General features: G+C 70.0%; 16 protein-coding genes. 3 read left to right on the forward strand and 13 right to left on the reverse strand.

Features of this window, described 5'->3' with window-relative positions:
• Positions 1–2: 2 nt before the first annotated feature.
• From A5757_RS22215 to A5757_RS22240, 6 genes are read right to left on the reverse strand one after another with little or no spacing between them, the layout of a single operon-like run.
• A complete protein-coding gene (locus A5757_RS22215; protein ID WP_066838993.1) occupies positions 3–839 on the reverse strand; it encodes a DUF881 domain-containing protein in 837 nt (278 codons plus the stop codon).
• Between the two features lies 1 nt (position 840).
• On the reverse strand, positions 841–1,173 hold the full coding sequence (locus A5757_RS22220) for a small basic family protein (protein WP_066838995.1): 333 nt from the start codon (positions 1,171–1,173) through the stop codon (positions 841–843).
• A gap of 27 nt (positions 1,174–1,200) precedes the next feature.
• On the reverse strand, positions 1,201–2,094 hold the full coding sequence (locus A5757_RS22225) for a DUF881 domain-containing protein (RefSeq protein WP_066838997.1): 894 nt from the start codon (positions 2,092–2,094) through the stop codon (positions 1,201–1,203).
• Between the two features lie 22 nt (positions 2,095–2,116).
• Positions 2,117–2,722, reverse strand: coding sequence for a CDP-alcohol phosphatidyltransferase family protein (locus A5757_RS22230; protein ID WP_066838999.1), 606 nt, complete (start codon positions 2,720–2,722; stop codon positions 2,117–2,119).
• 9 nt (positions 2,723–2,731) lie between these two features.
• On the reverse strand, positions 2,732–5,077 hold the full coding sequence (gene secA2, locus A5757_RS22235) for an accessory Sec system translocase SecA2 (RefSeq protein ID WP_066839003.1): 2,346 nt from the start codon (positions 5,075–5,077) through the stop codon (positions 2,732–2,734).
• Between the two features lie 4 nt (positions 5,078–5,081).
• Positions 5,082–5,933: a GNAT family N-acetyltransferase gene (locus A5757_RS22240; protein ID WP_231984085.1), complete on the reverse strand. Its 852-nt coding sequence runs from the start codon at positions 5,931–5,933 to the stop codon at positions 5,082–5,084.
• Between the two features lie 55 nt (positions 5,934–5,988).
• On the opposite strand from A5757_RS22240, the gene A5757_RS22245 reads away from it, so the two are divergent.
• Both A5757_RS22245 and A5757_RS22250 read left to right on the forward strand, forming a co-directional pair.
• The gene (locus A5757_RS22245) at positions 5,989–7,587 is read left to right on the forward strand and encodes an FAD-dependent monooxygenase (RefSeq protein WP_066839006.1); all 1,599 of its coding nucleotides are present in this window, start codon (positions 5,989–5,991) and stop codon (positions 7,585–7,587) included.
• Between the two features lie 72 nt (positions 7,588–7,659).
• On the forward strand, positions 7,660–9,573 hold the full coding sequence (locus A5757_RS22250; RefSeq protein ID WP_066839009.1) for an ABC transporter ATP-binding protein/permease: 1,914 nt from the start codon (positions 7,660–7,662) through the stop codon (positions 9,571–9,573).
• Here the strand turns inward: A5757_RS22250 and A5757_RS22255 are convergent.
• Genes A5757_RS22255 through A5757_RS22265 form a run of 3 tightly spaced genes read right to left on the reverse strand, consistent with a single transcriptional unit; the run spans position 9,570 to position 12,291 of the window.
• Positions 9,570–11,063, reverse strand: coding sequence for an FAD-binding protein (locus tag A5757_RS22255; protein WP_066839012.1), 1,494 nt, complete (start codon positions 11,061–11,063; stop codon positions 9,570–9,572). The two genes, A5757_RS22250 and A5757_RS22255, sit on opposite strands and share 4 nt — an antisense overlap.
• A complete protein-coding gene (locus A5757_RS22260) occupies positions 11,060–11,554 on the reverse strand; it encodes a VOC family protein (RefSeq protein WP_066839015.1) in 495 nt (164 codons plus the stop codon). The genes A5757_RS22255 and A5757_RS22260 overlap by 4 nt, the downstream gene beginning before the upstream one ends.
• 50 nt (positions 11,555–11,604) lie before the next feature.
• Positions 11,605–12,291, reverse strand: a complete 687-nt coding sequence (locus A5757_RS22265) for a TetR/AcrR family transcriptional regulator (RefSeq protein ID WP_066839017.1) — start codon at positions 12,289–12,291, stop codon at positions 11,605–11,607.
• A gap of 100 nt (positions 12,292–12,391) precedes the next feature.
• Between A5757_RS22265 and A5757_RS22270 the strand changes: the two genes are divergently transcribed.
• Complete coding sequence (locus tag A5757_RS22270; RefSeq protein ID WP_066839019.1) at positions 12,392–12,856, forward strand: hypothetical protein; 465 nt, start codon at positions 12,392–12,394, stop codon at positions 12,854–12,856.
• Here the strand turns inward: A5757_RS22270 and A5757_RS22275 are convergent.
• The 4 genes from A5757_RS22275 to A5757_RS22290 all read right to left on the reverse strand — a co-directional run bounded on the left by A5757_RS22275 (position 12,837) and on the right by A5757_RS22290 (position 17,586).
• Complete coding sequence (locus tag A5757_RS22275) at positions 12,837–13,514, reverse strand: hypothetical protein (protein ID WP_066839022.1); 678 nt, start codon at positions 13,512–13,514, stop codon at positions 12,837–12,839. The two genes, A5757_RS22270 and A5757_RS22275, sit on opposite strands and share 20 nt — an antisense overlap.
• Before the next feature lie 91 nt (positions 13,515–13,605).
• Complete coding sequence (locus A5757_RS22280; RefSeq protein WP_066839027.1) at positions 13,606–15,012, reverse strand: FAD-binding oxidoreductase; 1,407 nt, start codon at positions 15,010–15,012, stop codon at positions 13,606–13,608.
• Between the two features lie 34 nt (positions 15,013–15,046).
• Positions 15,047–15,931 (reverse strand): sterol desaturase family protein, encoded by an 885-nt coding sequence (locus A5757_RS22285; protein ID WP_066839181.1) that lies wholly within the window; start codon positions 15,929–15,931, stop codon positions 15,047–15,049.
• Between the two features lie 92 nt (positions 15,932–16,023).
• On the reverse strand, positions 16,024–17,586 hold the full coding sequence (locus tag A5757_RS22290) for a carboxylesterase/lipase family protein (protein WP_066839030.1): 1,563 nt from the start codon (positions 17,584–17,586) through the stop codon (positions 16,024–16,026).
• Positions 17,587–17,590: the final 4 nt, after the last annotated feature.

Below are 17,590 nucleotides of genomic sequence, written 5' to 3' on the forward strand. Positions count from 1 at the left end.
GGTCATTTGACTGGCTGAGCGTATTGGCGCGGTTTCGGTTGCCGCAAGGCGGTGACGTCGACGCGGTCGGCTTGCTGCACCACCATCGTCCCACCGACGCGTTCGATGCTGTCCATCGCGCCGCCGGGGATGTTCATCGCCGCGGCCAGGGTCGGCGGATCACCAATCGCGACAACGGTATACGGCGGTGAGAGCGTGGTGCCGTCGACGTCGAGGGCGCCGGGCCTGCCGAGCACCCAGGTGTCCACGCCGACCCGGACCGCCGCCCGCCGGTCCCCGGTGCCGCCCTCGCCCGCCCCCTGGATCGCCCCCTGGATCTCGATGGCCTCGGCGCCGGCCGCCCGCAGCTCGTTGATCACGTCGAGCAGCGTGTCGGCCGGTACGCCCGGCACCGTGTCGGTGATGGTCAGGGTCACCCCCGGACCGGTGGCGGCGACCATGCCGACCAGGATCGACAGCGCGGCGAGGCGGGCCTGGGCGTTCTCTATGGCGGCCTGATCGGTGCTGCCGGTGGCCTGCAGCTGCTCCAGCGTCCTGCGCAGTTCGGTGACCTCGCTGTTGAGGGACGCCTCGCGCTGCTGCAGGGAGTCGAGCAGCACCAGCAGATCCGCCGGTCGCGCGGTCTCGAGCGAATCACCGGATTCGTTCTGGCGCACCTGCGTGACGATCGCCACGCCCAGCACCAGGCACAGCACCACGGCCAGGGCGCCGAACAGCAGCTCCGAGCGGGTGCGCCGGGTCCCCGGGCGGCCCGGCTTCGCGTCGGGCGGCAGCTCGTGGCGGCCGTGCTGCGGCGCGTGATGGTCCGGCGGGTCGGCGGGGGTCTGCGGGTCGGTCATGTCAGGCGCCGAACAGTCTGCGCCGCAGCGCGGCGGCGTTGCCGAAGATGCGGATGCCCAGCACCACGATGATCGCGGTGGAAAGCTGGGTGCCGACCCCGAGTTGATCGCCGACGTAGACGATCAGCGCCGCGACCAGCACGTTGAACACGAACGACACCACGAACACCTTGGCGTCGAAGATCCGCTCCAGATAGGCGCGCAGCCCGCCGAATACCGCGTCCAGCGCCGCGACCACCGCGATGGGCAGATACGGTTCGACGAACTCGGGCACATTGGGCCGGAACACCAGACCCAGCACGATGCCCACGACGAGGGCGGCGATTCCGATCATGGGTGATCCGTTCGTCCGGTGGTCATGTCAGGCGCCCGGCCGTTCGGCGAAGTTGACCTCGCGCACCGAGGCGGCGGGCACGGTCAGCGCCTCGGCGGTGGCGACCGTGACGCCGACGCCGTAGGAGGTCTCCAGCAGCCGCAGCCGCTGCAGCCCGGTACTGCCGCGGAACGACTCCGCCATCGTGTTCGGTGGGCCGATCGCCTGCAACACATAGGGGCTGCTGACAGGCTGGTTGTCGACCAGGATGCCGCCGCCTGCCTGCCGGATGGTGACGTTCGGGCCGATGCGGACGTCGCCGACCGCCACGGCCTCGGCGCCGCCGGCCCACAGCGAGTTGACCACCAGCTGAAGATCGCGGTCGAGGATGACCTGCGCGCTGCCCTCGACCCGCCGCACGGACACGTCCGAGAGGTTCTTCGACATACCGGGGTCGGTGACCGTGACCACCAACCCCGGCCCGATCACCGCGGTCGCGGCGGCCTGGGCGTCGGCGACGTCGAGGTCGGCGAGCAGTTGCCGCCCCAGCGCGTCGCCCTCGAGCCGGCTGCGGCGCTGCGCGGCGACCTCGGCGGCCAGGGTGCTGCGTTCGGCGGTGAGTTGATCGTCGGCGGCTTCGGCCGCGCGCACGCTGCCGGCCAGCACCTGCTGGGCCTCCCGGGCCTCCGGCGCGGCGATCTGCGCCTGGGTCGCTGCGACGGCGAAGACCGCCGCCACCGCGAGCGCGGCCGCCACCTGCCAGGTCCACTCCCGGGCCCGGCCTCTGCGTGCGCCGTCCCGGCGGGCGGCCGCCGCGGCGGCGTAGCCGGGGTCGAGGTGGTCGGACAGCAGACTGCGCAGCAGCGACGGCACCGGGATCTTCTGGGGTGCGGCGGCCTTGTGGTGGCTCAGGCCCGCCGACGGGTCGAACCCGCCGAGCATGCGCCGGCCGCCGGGTCCCGGGTCAACCACCGGTGTGCACCTTCGGCATGCGCCGCAGCACCAGACCGACCTGAATCAGGTAGAGCACGCCGGACCACACGTACAACGCCAGTCCCCAGACCAGGAAGCCCCAGCCACAGGCCAGCACCACCCGGCTCCAGAGCGCGTCCCACTGTCCGAGCAGGACGAGCGGGAACCCCGACATCAGCGCGAACGTCGCCGCCTTGCCGAGGTAGGTGACGGGTAGCGCGGTCAGTCCCCGGCTGCGCAGCAGCGGCAGCGTCGTGGCCAGCACGAGATCGCGGCCCAGCAGGGTGACGACGAACCACCACGGCACGCTGCCGTGCACGGCCAACGCCAGCGGCACGGTGATCATGTAGATGCGGTCGACGAGCGGGTCGAGCAGTTCGCCGAGCCGGGAGGACTGGTTGGCGACCAGCCGGGCGATCTTGCCGTCGGCCCAGTCGGAGAAGCCGCTGAACATCAACACCCCGACGGCCCACCCGTAGGCATGCACCACCAGCAGCAGCCACAGGAACACCGGCACCAGCACCAGGCGCAGTGCAGACAGCGCGTTGGGCACGGTCAGCACCCGGTCTCGCGCGCCCGCCGCCCCCGGAGCGTTCATAGCCTGAACTTAGCGGAACACCCCGGGCAGGCTCAGCGCCGCCATCGTGTCGTCGGCCAGCGGATTGTCGTGGACCATGTACGTCCACGTCGAGGTCGGGCGGGCGAGTTTGGACAGGTCGATGCCGGGCTCGTCCTCGATCTCGGGTGCGGTCTCGAACGTCTGCTGCGCGGCTTCGATGGCGTCGGCGGCCAGGGATGCGAACGCGTCCACGGCCATCCGGTGGAATTCGTCGAGCGGGTTCTGCCTGCCGAGCGCGCGCAGGTGGATGCTCTCCCGGATGTCGGCGAGATAGGCCAGGTGCTCGCACCAGCCGCGGTCGAGGTGGTAGAGCATGATCATCCGGCAGATCCGCTCGAGCTCGTCCTCGGAGAGCTGCTCGGACAGTTCGGCGTAGCGCTTCGGGGACAGCTCGGCGAGCTCTTCACGGGCGGCGGCGGTGCGCAGCAGCGTGTCGCGCCGCTCGACGATGATCGCGCGCTGCTGGGCGGTGAGCTGGTTGTAACGCCACGTGTTGGCGTGCACGTCGAGCAGCCGGCCCTCGGCGATGCGCTGCGCGTGGTCGAGCAGCCCGGCGGCCTTGTCGGTGAGGACCCGCCCGTCCCCCTTGTCCGGGTCGGTCTGCATCGGCAGTTTGTCGACGTCGAGGTGGGCGCGAACCAGATCGTCCTCCCAGCTGGAGAAGAACACCGATGAGCCCGGGTCGCCCTGGCGGCCGGCGCGGCCCCGCAGCTGGTTGTCGAGCCGCTCGGTGTGGTGACGGCCGGTGCCGACGACGTGCAGGCCGCCCAGTTCGGCCACCTTCTCGTGGTCGGCGGCGTGGTCGTCTGCGCCGGAACCGCCGAGCCGGATGTCGGTGCCCCGGCCGGCCATCTGCGTGGACACCGTGACCGCCCCGAGCTTGCCGGCCTCGGCGATGACGCGGGCCTCCTCGGCGTCGTTCTTGGCGTTGAGCACGACCGCGGGGATGCCGTGTTTGACCAGCTTCTCGTGCAGCTCCTCGGATTCGGCGACGTCGCGGGTGCCGATCAGCACGGGCTGACCGGTGGCGTGCACCGCCTCGACGTGCTCGAGGATCGCCGCGGTCCTGGCCGCGGCGGTGACGTAGACGCGGTCGGCCTCGTCCTCGCGGATGTTCGGTTTGTTCGGCTCGATCGGCGACACCCCGAGCTTGTAGAACTGGCGCAACTGCTCACCGGCGGCGAGCGCGGTGCCCGTCATCCCGCACACCGTGGGATACCGGTTGACCAGCGCCTGGACGGTGATGGTGTCGAGCACCTCGCCGGTCTCGGTGGTGGCGATGCCCTCCTTGGCCTCGACGGCGGCCTGCAGCCCGTCGGGCCAGCGCTGCAGCTGCGCGATGCGGCCGCGCGAGGCGTTGATGAGGTGGACGGCGCCGTCGCGCACGATGTAGTGCACATCCCGCTGCAGTAGCACGTGGGCGTGCAGGGCGACGTTGATCTCCGTCAGCGTGGAGACGACGTGTTCCTCCGAGTAGAGGTCGATACCGCCGAGCTTCGCCTCGAGTTTGCGGGCGCCGCGGTCGGTGAGGTGGACGTTGCGGCTCTCGGCGTCCGTGTCGTAGTCGGTGCCAGGGATAAGCTCCCCGACCATGCGGATCAGCTCCACCCGCGGGGTCTCGCGGTGGCTGGTGCCCGCCAGCACCAGCGGCACCAGCGCTTCGTCGACCAGCACGGAGTCGGCCTCGTCGATCAGCGCCACATCCGGCCGTGGCGACACCAGGTCGTCCACATCGATGACCAACTGGTCGCGCAGCACGTCGAAGCCGATCTCGTTGACCGAGGCGTAGGTGATGTCGCAGCCGTAGGCGGCGCGGCGCTGCTCGGCGGTCGATTCACCGGTGATCCACCCGACCGTCAGCCCGAGCGCCTCCAGCAGCGGACCCATCCATTCGGCGTCGCGGCGGGCCAGATAGTCGTTGATCGTGATGACGTGGACGCTGCGGCCGCCGAGGGCGTACCCGGCGGCGGCGATCGCCCCGGAGAGTGTCTTGCCCTCGCCGGTCGCCATCTCCACGACGTCGCCGGCGAGCATGCGCAGGGCGCCGAGCAGCTGGACATCGAAGGGGCGCAGCGAGGTGGCGCGCTCGGCGGCCTCCCGCGCGATCGCCAGGAACTGCGGAATGTCGTCGGCCTCGGCCAGATCCTGCATGCGCAGGAGACCGGCGGCCTTGCGCAGCTGCTCGTCGTCGAGGTCGGCGGCTCGCTTCTCGAACTCCGCCGAGGCGGTGACCTGTGCCAGTGAGCGGCCCTGGTTCTTCTCGGTGGCGGCGCCGAGCAGCTTCCAGAACTTGCCGCTGAGGCGGCCGGTGGTGCGGGAACTCGTCTTGGGCACACGTTTACGGTACGCGGAAGGCGATCGAGATCGAATCGCCGACCGGTACGAAACCGAGCCGCCGGTAGACGCGGTTGCTCGTCGGGTTCGCCAGGTCGGCGAACAGCACCACCTGCCGGGCGCCGGCGGCCAGGGCCCACCGGCAAGCGGCTGCGGTGACCGCCGATGCGAACCCCCGTCCGCGGACCTCCGGCGGGGTGTAGACCGGTCCGATCCGCGACACCCCGGCCGCGGGTGCCCGCACGCCGGCCATGCTCATCGGCGCCCCGTCGGCCGTCCACAGCAGATAGGCGTGCCCCGCCGCCGCCGAACCCGCCACTGCCGCCGCCGCCCGCCGCGGGTCCGGTGCGTGACCGAACGCCTCGACCGCGAAATCGCACTGGTAACGGATGAGCACCGGCTGATCGGCGGTGCGCGCGACGCGGTGTCCGCCGGGTACGCCGACGGGTGCGCTCAGGGTGGCCAACCGGTACAGCCGCTCCTCGGTGGTCACCTCCGTGGCCGCGCCGGTCTGGGCGCGCCACCGCTCGGCGAGCGTCTCGGCGGTCCGGCGTGGTCCGCGCACACCGGGTACGGCGATGCCGGCGCCGCGCAGCGCGCTGACCGCTTCGTCGGCCGGCACACCGCTCAGCCCGCCGCACAGCATCGGCAGCGGCGGGGTTTGCATCGCCGCGCCCACCAGTTCGTCGTCCTCCCACGCCGTGACCAGCAGCGGCGCCTCGTCGGCGGACATCCCGCCCCGCAGCAGCGACAGTTCGACGGTGTGCACGATGGGGCTCCGCCGGTACCAGTCGCCGGCGCACGCGACGAAGTCGTCGGGGTCGGGGTGGAGGCGCACTCGCACGTCCCCCAGCATGGGCCGCATCCTTCAAGATCACCCCCAGGGCGGCCCGGCCCGCCATACTCGTGCGGTGTCTGACACCGAGGTCCTCATCGCGGGCGCAGGCCCCATCGGGTTGACCGCCGCCATCGAACTCACCCGCCGCGGGGTCGACTGCTGCATCGTCGATCCGCTGACCGCACCGCCGCAGTATGCGAAAGCCGTTGGCGTGCAACCTCGCACGCTCGAAGTGTTCGAGAACATGGGCGTGCTGCGCCAGATCCTCGACGCGGGAACCCAGATGCGGGGGCAGTGCGTCTACGTCAACGGCGAGCCGGCGGGCCGGATCGATCTGGCGCTCCCGTCGGACGTGCCCTTCGGCTTCCTGTGCATCCCGCAGTACGAGACCGAGCGCGTGCTGCGCGAGGAACTCGCACGGCGCGGCGTGTCGGTGCAGCGCGGCGTGCGCGTCACCGAGTTCAGCCAGGACGACGACGGCGTCACGGTGACCGTGGCCGGTGACGCGGGCGAGGAACGGGTGCGCGCGCACTATCTCCTGGGCGCGGACGGTGCGCACAGCGCAGTGCGCAAGGGGCTGGGTCTGTCGTTCGAGGGCGCCGCGTTCGACGAGCAGTACATGCTCGGCGACGTCGAGGTGGACTGGTCACAGCCCCCCGGCTATGCCGTGCGGTCCGTACGTCGGACCGACGGGCAGGCCGACGATCTGCTGGTGTGCATCCCGCTGCCGGGACGCAACCGCTACCGCATGTCGATGCTGGTGCCCGACGACCTGGCGACGGCGCCCAGCGGCGGGGTCGCCCACGGGTTCGAGGGCAGCCGCGCCCCGGAGCTGTCCCACATCCAGGCCGTGCTCGACCGCCTGTCCCCCGAACCGACGACGGCGCGCAATCTGCGCTGGTCGTCGGTGTTCCGGATCAGCCATCGCATCGTGGACACGTATGGCCGCGGCCGGGTTTTCGTGGCCGGAGATGCCGCCCACATCCACCCGCCCACCGGGGCCCAGGGGATGAACACCGGCATCCAGGACGCCCACAACCTCGCCTGGAAGCTCGCGCTGGCCGTGGCGGGTCACGCTGCACCCGGACTGCTCGACAGCTACGACGCCGAACGCCGACCGGTCGGCGAAGAGGTCGTCGGCCGCACCGTGCGCAGCGCCCGGCAGGGCATCGGGGCGGATTCCACCGACATGGACTTCGTGATGCGCAGGGAGGCCCAGCTGCTCATCGACTACGCGGACAGTCCTATCGTCTCGGCGCACTCCGGGGATCCGCTGCCCGGCGGGCGGGCCCCCGACGCCACCGGCCTGTCCCGCGACGCGGTCACCAACCCGCTGCGGCTGTTCGAGGTGTTCGGCCGCGACCACACCGTCGTGCTGTACGCCGACGGGGACACCGGCCCGGCCGACATCGGACGGTTCGAGGCGGCCGCCGACGCGGCCCGCGACGCCGCCCACGGGCAGGCCGACGTCTATCTGGTCGCCGCGCCGGCCGCCGACGTCGACAGCACCGTGCTGCCGGTGCTGCGCGACGCCGACGGCCATTTCGCCCGCAGCTACTCCGTGGCGGGCACGTCGACGTTCGTGGTGCGCCCGGACGGTTATCTCGGCTACAGCGCGCACGGTCTCGACACCGCCGACCTGCGCCGTCACCTGAAGTTGACCTTCGGCTGATCTGCACGACGCGCCCGGTCGGCGCGGGCCGTGTGGACGGCCGAACGCGGATCGTCGCGGTACCTTCCCCCGGTGGAAACGTTCACACCGACCCTCGACTGGGGCAACGAGCTCTGGACCTCGCTGTGGTGGATAGCCCAGGCCTGGACGTACGCGGCGGTGGCCACCATGGTGGTGCTGGTCCTGATCGTGAAGTTCACGACCTGGGGCAGGCAGTTCTGGCGGGTCACCCGGGACTACTTCGTCGGCCGCGACAGCGTGATCGTGTGGGTCTGGCTGGCCGGCCTGCTGCTGTCGGTGATCACCGGTGTGCGGCTGTCGGTGCTGTTCAGCTACCAGGGCAACGACATGTCGACCAGCTTCCAGGTGATCGCCGCGGGGCTGGGCAACGGCGACGACGCCGTCCGGCAGTCCGGCGGCGACGGCTTCTGGTTGTCGATGCTGGTCTTCACCGTCCTCGCGGCCATCAACATCGCGCTGGTGATGCTCGACCTCTACCTCGCCCAGCGGTTCATGCTGCGCTGGCGGGTATGGCTGACCGACCGGCTGACGGGAAACTGGTTGGAGGGCAAGGCTTTCTACCGGTCGCGGTTCATCGACGCCACCATCGACAACCCCGATCAGCGCATCCAGGCCGACATCGACATCTTCACCGCCGGGGTGAACTCCCAACCCAACCGGCCCAACCAGGGCTCGGAGACCACCCTGCTGTTCGGCGCGATCTCCTCGATCGCCTCGATGATCTCGTTCACCGCGATCCTGTGGAACCTGTCCGGACCGCTCACGCTGCCGCTGGTGGGTTACACCCTGCCCAAGGCGATCTTCTGGATCGGCATCGTCTACGTCCTCATCGCGACGGTGATCGCGTTCCGGATCGGCCGGCCGTTCATCACGCTGTCGTTCAACAACGAGAAGTTCAACGCCGCGTTCCGGTATGCGCTGGTGCGGCTGCGGGACGCCTCCGAAGCGGTGGCCTTCTACCGCGGTGAGGTCGCCGAACGCTCCGGGCTGCGCCGCCTGTTCGCCCCGGTGGTGACCAACTACCGCAAGTACATCAACCGGACCATGGGGTTCGCCGGCTTCAACCTCTCGATCACCCAGGCCCAGGAGCTCATCCCGTACGTGGTGCAGTTCCAGCGGTTCTACAACGGCGAGATCACCCTCGGCGCCCTGGGACAGACCGCGTCGGCGTTCCGCTCGATCCTGACCGGGCTGTCGTTCTTCCGAAACGCCTACGACGACTTCGCCGGGTACCGCGCGGCGATCGTGCGTCTGCACGGTCTGGTGGTGGCCAACGACGAGGGCCGCGAACTGCCGACCCTCGGCGTGACCGCGAGCCGGGACGGCGCGGTCGAACTCGACAACGTCGAGGTGCGCACCCCGGACGGCAACCAGCTCATCGATCCGATCGATCTGCGGCTGGAGGCCGGCGACACCCTGGCCGTGACCGGGATGTCGGGCACCGGCAAGACGACGCTGCTGCGCAGTCTGGCCCAGCTGTGGCCGTACACCACCGGAACACTGCGCTGCCCCTCCGGAGACAACGAGACGATGTTCCTGTCCCAGATGCCGTACGTACCCCTGGGCAATCTGCGGGCGGTGCTGTCGTATCCGCGGGAGGTCGGCGACTTCACCGACCAGGAGCTCGCCGCCATGCTCGAAAAGGTTGCGCTACCGCATCTGGTGGGACGGCTCGACGAGGAGCAGGACTGGGTCAAGGTGCTCTCCCCCGGCGAACAGCAGCGGGTCGCGTTCGCGCGGATCCTGTTGACCAAGCCCAAGGCGGTGTTCCTCGACGAGGCGACCTCCGCGCTGGACACCGGCCTGGAGACGATGCTCTACCGGATGGTGCGGCAGGATCTGCCCGACACGATCCTGGTCAGCGTCGCCCATCGCGGCACCGTCATCGACCACCACGAACAGGAACTCGCGCTGCTCGGCGGTGGCGAGTGGCGGCTGGGCCCGGTCGGAGCGGCCGCGCCCTAAGTGCGTGCGCCCGCAGCTCCGGCTGCGTGTCCTCCCGCCCGCCGCCCGAAGAAGGAGCCCTCACCCAGCTGGGTGCCGCTCGCGTAGCCCTTGCCGTCCTGGGCGATGTTCGACGCGCATGCACCCGCGGCGTACAGGCCGGGCACGGTGGCGCCGTCCTCGCGCAGCACCTCACCGTCGACCGTCACCGTCAGGCCGCCCATGGTGAAGCCGGAGTACATGGCGACCCCGAGTGACAGATCGAAGGCCGCGTACGGGCCGGTGTCCTGCGGCGCAAGGTAATCCGACTGCTTGTGGAAGTCCGGGTCCTCACCGCGGGCGGCGTTCTCGTTGTAGCGCTGCAGGGTTGCGGCCAGATTGCCCTGCGGGATGCCGAGGGCGGATTCCATCTCCTCGACGGTCTCCCAGCCGTCGATGAACTTGATCAGCGGCATCTCGGGCATCTGCATGTGCGCCTCGTCGACCACCAAGTAGGCGGTCTGATCGGGTTGTTCGAGGACGAACGCCGACGTACGGGAGTGGTAGGAGTCCTCGGCGACGAAGCGCTGACCGTCCTTGTTGACGATGACGCCGGTGAGCAGGATCTCCGGCGGATACGCGGCGGCCGTGATGAACAGCTGGTCGAGGTCTTTGGCGACCCCGCCCGCCGAGACACCCATGCGGATGCCGAGGCCGTCGTCGTTCGGGTTGCCCAGGATGTAGGGCTCGACCTCACCGTGGTGTTTGGTGCGCCGTTTCTTGCCCAGCGCCGGGGTGTACTCGTTGACCATGTCGGCGTTCATCGCGAACCCGCCCGCGGCGATGACCACCGATGCGGCGCGGACGGTGCCGGTGTCACCGAAGTGCTTCCACCGCACCCCGACCACACGACCGTTCTCGACGACCAGATTGGTGGCGCCGGTCTCGTAGCGGATCTGCACCCCCAGATCGGCGGCGCGTTTGACCAGCAGCCGAATCACCATGTCGGCGCCGCCGAGTTCGCCGGGCACCGGCACGGAGTGTCCGCGCGGCGCGGGCACCGCCTGCTCGCAGAACGGCCACACCTTCTCGTTGCCGGTGTAGGACAGTCCCTCGGTGCCCGGCGGTACCACCACCTTGCCGGGATAGTAGGTGCGCTCGAACTGGAACCCGAGCGCCTCGAGCCACTCGAAGTGGTCGACGCTGCCCTCGCAGTAGGCGCGGATCTTGTCGTGCTCGGGGTCACGCGCCTGCGACACCAGGTACTTGTACATCTCCTCGGCGGTGTCGTCGTGTCCGGTCGCCTGCTGCACCGCGGTGCCGCCGCCGAGATAGAAGTGGCCACCGGCCATCGAGGAGGTCCCGCCCGCGTCGGCGGCGCGCTCGAGTACCAGCACCCGCGCGCCGGCCGCCGCAGCGCTGACCGCGGCGCAACCACCGGCGATGCCGAAGCCCAGGACGACCACGTCGACGTCGTCGGACCACTCCGACACCGTTGCGGCATTGATCGTTTCGGGGATGTCGAGAGTCATTGCTGCTCCTGCTTGATGTAGTCGAAGAAGGACCGGATCTCGTCCGGGACGTACGCGATCTCGAGATAGGGCACACCGCTGCCCTCGGCGGAGACATAGGCGAACCGCATACCGCCGGGCATGACGCCGTCGCACACCACCTCCGCGCCCGCCTGCTCCGCGTCGCGGACGGCCGCGGCGAAGGCCTGCTCGTCCTCGGCCTCCACGCACACGTGGTGCAGTCCCGGACCGCAGCGGTCCAGGAATTCCGAGTAGATGCTGGGCCCGCTCACCGGGGTGATGATCTCGAGCTGGGTGTCGCCGGCGTAGCTCAGCGCAACGTCGGCGACGAAGTCCGCGGGTGCGCCGCGCAGCCGGCAGGTGTCGGGGCCGAAGTGCACACCGGGCATCCGGATCCAGCGCCGCGCGCCGAGCAGAGCGGACAGTGCCTGTTCGGTGGCGTCCTGATCACGGGTCACCCAGGCGATCTGGACAGGTGTCTGGTCAGGCATCGTGACCGAGAATATCGCCCTGCTCGCTCCAACGCTAGAACGTGTTCTAGTTATGCGGACGCGGCGAGCATGTCGATCAGCATCCGCATCTGGAGATCGAAGACGCCGGCCGGATCACGGAACGTTTCGGGCCCGTACTGACCGAACACCTCGAGGCTGATGGCGCCGACCAGTCCCGCCCACAGCGCGGTGCAGCGCACCATCAGATCGTCGGGGCCGTCGAACCCGAACTCCGCACGCAACCGTTCGAGATCCGACGATAACGGTTGTGGCGCAGGCGATTTCGATACCGTGATGCCGCCGTCCGCGACGGCGACGGCGACCGTGTCGAAGATGGCCTGCACCACCCTGGTCCCCGGGATGACGGTCCGCTCGGCGGGTGCGTGGTAGCCGGGCACCGGGCTGCCGTAGAGCAGGGCCCAGCGTGCCGGCTGCGACGTCGCCCAGCCCCGGGCGGCGTGGGCGATCGCTAGCAGGCGGGCCTGCCAGTCCCCCGCTTCGGCGCCGCGCGTCCGGTCCACCTGCTCGGCCAACTCCCCGTAGGCGTCGACCAGCAGCAGTGTCAGCAGGTCGTCGCGGCTGGCCACGTACCGGTACACCGCTGAGGAGACCATGCCGAGTTCGCGGGCGATCGCCCGGAGCGACAGGCCCGCAGGTCCGTCGGTGACCAGATGACGGCGGCCGACCTCGACGATCTGCGCTTCAATGCGCGCCCTGGTGTCCTCGCGTTTACCCACGTCCCCGAGTCTGTCAGAAAAGTGAGCACTGCTCTTGCATTTCTCGCCCGGGCGTCGCACCCTAAAGGGAGAGCACTGCTCACATATTGAGGAGAAGGACATGACCACCAGGTACGACGAACCCGACATGTTCGCCCGCGCGTTCAATGCGGTGATCCATCGGCTGGCCGAGGCAGGGGTGTCCATCGCGGGCACCCGCGCGGTGCGGGTCCGCGGCCGCAAGACGGGGACGATGCGCGGCGTCGTCGTCAACGTGCTGTCCATCGACGGCCGCGATTATCTGGTCTCCCCCCGCGGCAACACCCAGTGGGCGCGCAACGCCCGAGCGGCGGGCGAGGTGGAGATCGGACCACGCTGGCGGCGCCGGACGGTGCGGTTGGCCGAGGTGGCCGATTTGGACAAACCGCACCTGCTGCGGCGCTATCTGCAGCGGTGGTACTGGGAGGTCAAAGGCCACGTGGGGGGCCTGACACCGGATTCGAGCGACGCTGACCTGCGTGCGACCGCGCCGTCGATCCCGGTGTTCGAATTGCTGGACCAGCCCGTCACGCCGCGCCGGCGGTGACCAGCACCGGGGCGGTGCCGGCCTGCTGGGGCACGGCCTGCCAGGACACGGCGGCCGGGAAGGAACCCCACGTGCTGTTGTAGATGCCGAGGATGACGGCGCGGCCGTCCGGGGTGTTGGTGTAAACCGGCCCGCCGGAGTCGCCCTTCTGGCTGCGCACACCGTTGGCCATGGTGAACCAGCCGTTGTTGACTGCCTCCACCGTGCCGCAGGATTCGCCCGTCATCACGCCGAAGTGGCACACCGGCATCCCGCGGGTCGCCGTCACCGACGCGTCCCGCACCAGCGGCCGCCCGTTCGGCAGCACGTTGTTGAGCTGGACGTCGGAAGCCAGGGCGATGGTCTGCCAATCGGAGATCTGGTGGTTGGTGTCGACCGTCGTGCCGTCGGGGGTGTTGTCGGAGAACGCCACCTGGCTGCCCAGGAACCCGTTGGCCTTGTCGGTGACCTGCGCGCCGCCGCGGCAGTGGCCGGCGGTGTAGGCGACGCGGGTCTCCATATCGACGAAGCCCAGCGTGCAGACGTTGGTGCCCTGGCGGATCTCCATCCCGGGGAACACCACGATTCCCGGATCGGCCTGGCCCGGCGCGGGCGGGGCGAGAAGCATTGCGAAGAACGCGGCCGCGGCGGCCAGGACGCTGAGCAGTAGGCGGCGCATGGGTGCTCCCCTCCCCGGTGGGTTGCTTGTCTCGTAGACCCTATCGATCCAATGTCAAGCACCGTTACCGAAGCGTGTCGTCACGGGTCGATCAAGAGTCGAAACCCAGCCCCAACCGGTCGAGCGTGCGCAGCAGCAGATTGCGCCGGCCGGCCGCGTGGTCGGCGCGGTCGAGCGACCATCGGGTGGCCTGGATGCCCACCGAGGCGAACGGTTCCGGCGGGAACGGCAGGGGTTTGCGGCGCACCATCTCCAGTCGGGTGCGCGGGGTGTCGCGGCCTTCGAGCAGGTCAAGGCATACGTCGGCGGCAAATCGGGTGGCGCCCACGCCGAGCCCGGTGAACCCGTTGACGTAGGCGACGCGGCCGTCGCGCGCCAGCCCCCAGTGCGCGCAGAACCGGGTGTTGGTGTCGATGGCGCCGCCCCAGCGGTACGCGAACCGGACGTCGGTCAGCTGCGGGAACGTCAGGTAGAAGTGGGCGGCCAGCCGGCGGTAGGTCTGCGGGCGGTTCTCGTAGTGCGGTCTGATCTTGCGGCCCGGGTAGTAGACGGCGTCGTACCCTCCCCAGACGATGCGGTTGTCGGCCGACAGCCGGTAGTAGTGGAACTGGTTGGCGGCATCCCCCACGCCTTGGCGGTGCCGCCAGCCGATGCGCGCCAGCTGATCGTCGGTCAGCGGCTCGGTGGCCAGCACGTAGTCGTACACCGGCACGGTGTAGAGCCGGTTGCGCCGCAGCAGACTCGGGAACACGTTCGTCGCGAGCACCGCCCGGCGCGCGGTGATCCGGCCGGCGCCGGTGTCGATCTGCACCCCCGATCCGTCGGTGTGCAGCGCCGTGGCCGCGGTGTGCTCGTGGATCCGCACGCCGGCGTCTGCACCGGCCCGGGCCAGTTCGAGCGCCAGCTTCGCGGGGTCGACGATCGCGCAGGTGTCCGCGCTGAACAGGCCGGCCCGGTAGGTCGGAGAGTCGACTTCGGCGCGGACGGCCTTCTCGTCGAGCAGCGCGCCCTCCCCTGCGGCGGCCGCCTCGGCGAGCCAGCCCACCTGGTGCGGTTCGGTGGCCACGGTGAGCATGCCGGTGCGCTCCCAGTCGACGTCGAGGCCTAGCCGTTCGATGTCGGCCTGCATACCGTCGAGGTTCTCGCGACCCATCCGCTCGAGGTCGTCGAGCTCATCGGGCCACCGGGATCGACCGTTCTCCAACCCGTGGGTGAGGCTCGCGTCGACGAAGCCGCCGTTGCGCCCGGAGGCCGCACCGCCGATGCGGTCGGCCTCGATGAGCAGGATGCGACGGTCGGGATGCTGCTCGGCGGCGTGCAGTGCGGTCCACAGGCCGGTGTAGCCGCCGCCCACCACCACCAGATCGGCGTCGGCGTCGCCGCTCAGCGGTGGATGCTCGGGCCGCGGCACATCCAGCCACATGGCGCCGAACTTCGCCGGGGCCAGCCCTCTCTCGACGATGCCGGGGGCGACGTGGGCGTCGAAAACCGTTTGCACACGCGGACACTATCGGGCCGGGAGTCCCGACGCGTCAGGAAACGACCTCGGCGGGGCGCTCGGCGGTCACCGGCTTCGCCGGCTGCCAGCCCGGGGGACCGAACGCGTAGCCGAATCGGTCGCGCCACCGGGTGGCCCGACGGACGTCGCGTGCGATCGCGGCGTACTCGTGGGTCTGGAGTTTCCAGATGTTGAAGGTGCCCACGGGTTTGGTCAGCCCGTAGCGCGGCCGGGTCACCTCCGGGGTGAAGGTGCCGAACAGGCGGTCCCAGATGATGAGGATCCCGCCGTAGTTCTTGTCGAGGTACTCGGTGTCCATGCCATGGTGCACGCGGTGGTGCGACGGGGTGTTGAAGACGAACTCGAAAGGCCGCCAGAGCTTGTCGATGCGCTCGGTGTGCACCCAGAACTGGTAGATCAGGCTGATCGAGAACGCGAAGAACACCATCCACGGCGGAACACCCAACAGCGGCAGCGGGATCCACATCAGGATCTCGCCGCTGTTGTTCCACTTCTGGCGCAGTGCCGTCGCGAAGTTGAAGTACTCGCTGGAGTGATGCGCCTGGTGGGTGGCCCAGATCAGCCGGACCCGGTGCGCCACCCGGTGATAGACGTAGAACAGCAGGTCGACGCCGACGAGTGCGATCACCCACGTGTACCACTGCGTGGCCGGCAGATGCCACGGCGCGACGTAGGTGTAGAGCGCCGCGTAGCCGATCAGCGCGAGGAACTTCCACGCCCCCGTCGTCACGATCGAAACCAAGCCCATCGAGATGCTCGTCCACGCATCGCGGCGGGCGTACGAACCCGCGGGGCTGCGCTGCTCGCCCTCGAGATGCTCGAGCTTGCGCGCCGCGGTCCACTCGAGGGTCAACAGCAGCAGGAAGAACGGGATGGCGAACAGCACCGGATCCCGCATCTGCGGGGGCAACACGTCGAGAAACGCCACATCCACGATCCACACCTCCGAGCGCGGATTCTAGCCGCCCCCGGCGGTGCCTCCGGCAGCCGTCAGCGGAAGCTGAGCACCTCGTCGCCCCACGCTGCGCGCAGGTCGCCGTCGAGGTCGTCGACCACCCGGTCCTCGCGGTCGATGACCAAGGTCGCGCGGTCCTCGGGCCGGTACGGCCGCCAATCCGGGGTGCCGCCGGGTTCGCCGGTTCTCGCCAGCCCGGCCCACCGGCCGCGCATCCGCTCCGACAGCGCGGTGCCGATTTTGAGCCCACCCAGCTTGAACGTCGGATCCTTCGGACCGGCCGACAGGTTGCCCCAGACGAACGGCAGCTCGGTCGCGTGCGCGCCGCCGAGGCCGAGCACCCGCATCGCCGGGGTGCCGTAGTCGAAGCGGTACAGGTACACCGGCGCCACGGCACTGTGTCCCTCGGCGAACCACACCGACGGCATCCGGAAGCCGATGTCGCTCGCGACACCCATCCCCCGCTTCTTGCCCTTCAACTTGGGGTAGGCCGCGATCAACTGCTCGTCGGAGGGGATCTGCAGCCCGGGCTGCTCGATGGCGATGTCGGCGAACATCGCGTTGATCGCCTCCGGCGTGATCGGCATCAGCGGTGACTTCATCCAGCGGAACAGCGCAGCCTCGTTCTTGTTGGTGCCGATGATCAACGGCACCGGCAAGGACCGGCCCGCCCGCGCGGCATGTGCCGGGAAGTCGGGGACGATGTCGCCGTCGACCGCCGGGGCGAAGGCCAGCGTGCCGGGCATCTGTACCGGCACCTCGTCGAAGAGCTTCTTGGCGGCGGCCAGCACTGCGGTCAGCGGTGCGTCGGGCAGCCGGTCGCCGTCGGCGGGAGCCACCCCGAGGCGGTCGAGGAACTGTTCGGCGGTGCGCCTGCTGCGCTCGGCACTGTAGACCGAGGTCACCGGTGAACTCTGGGCGATCGCCGCCGCGAACAGTCCCTCGGCGGCCGGGCTGGTCAGCAGCGTGGTGACGATGCCGCCGCCGGCCGATTCGCCGAACAGCGTGACCCGCGTCGGATCGCCACCGAAGTTCGCGATGTTGTCGCGGACCCATTCGAGCGCGAACAGCACGTCGCGCAGACCGACGTTGGTGTCGAACCGGGTTCGGGCGGTGCTCAGCGAGGACAGGTCGAGAAAGCCGAACGGGCCGAGCCGGTAGTTGACCGTCACGACCACCACGTCGGCGTCCGCGGCCAGGGTGCGGCCGCGGTAGAGCGGCTGGGTGGCCGCACCGATCAGGTACGCCCCGCCGTGCACCCACACCAGCACCGGTTTCCCGTCGCCGGCCGACGTTCCCGACGGCGCCCACACGTTGAGCACCAGGCTGTCCTCGCCCTGGGGTGCGCCCAGGTCGAACGGGATGCCGGGGAACACCGGCTGTGGACACGACGGTCCCACCCGGCGGGCGTCGGCGACGTCGCGCCACGGTTCGGGTGGCTGCGGCGCCCGCCAGCGCAGTTCGCCGGACGGGGCGGCCGCGTAGCGGATCCCGCGCCACGAGGCGGCCACCCCGTCGTCGGTGCCGCGTACCGGGCCGTACACCGTCTCGGCCACGGGTTCGGCCATCGAGGTGCCATTGGTTGTCTCAGCGGTCATGCGC

The sequence above is a fragment of the Mycobacterium sp. 852013-51886_SCH5428379 genome (assembly GCF_001665575.1).
In the GTDB taxonomy this organism is placed as follows: domain Bacteria; phylum Actinomycetota; class Actinomycetes; order Mycobacteriales; family Mycobacteriaceae; genus Mycobacterium.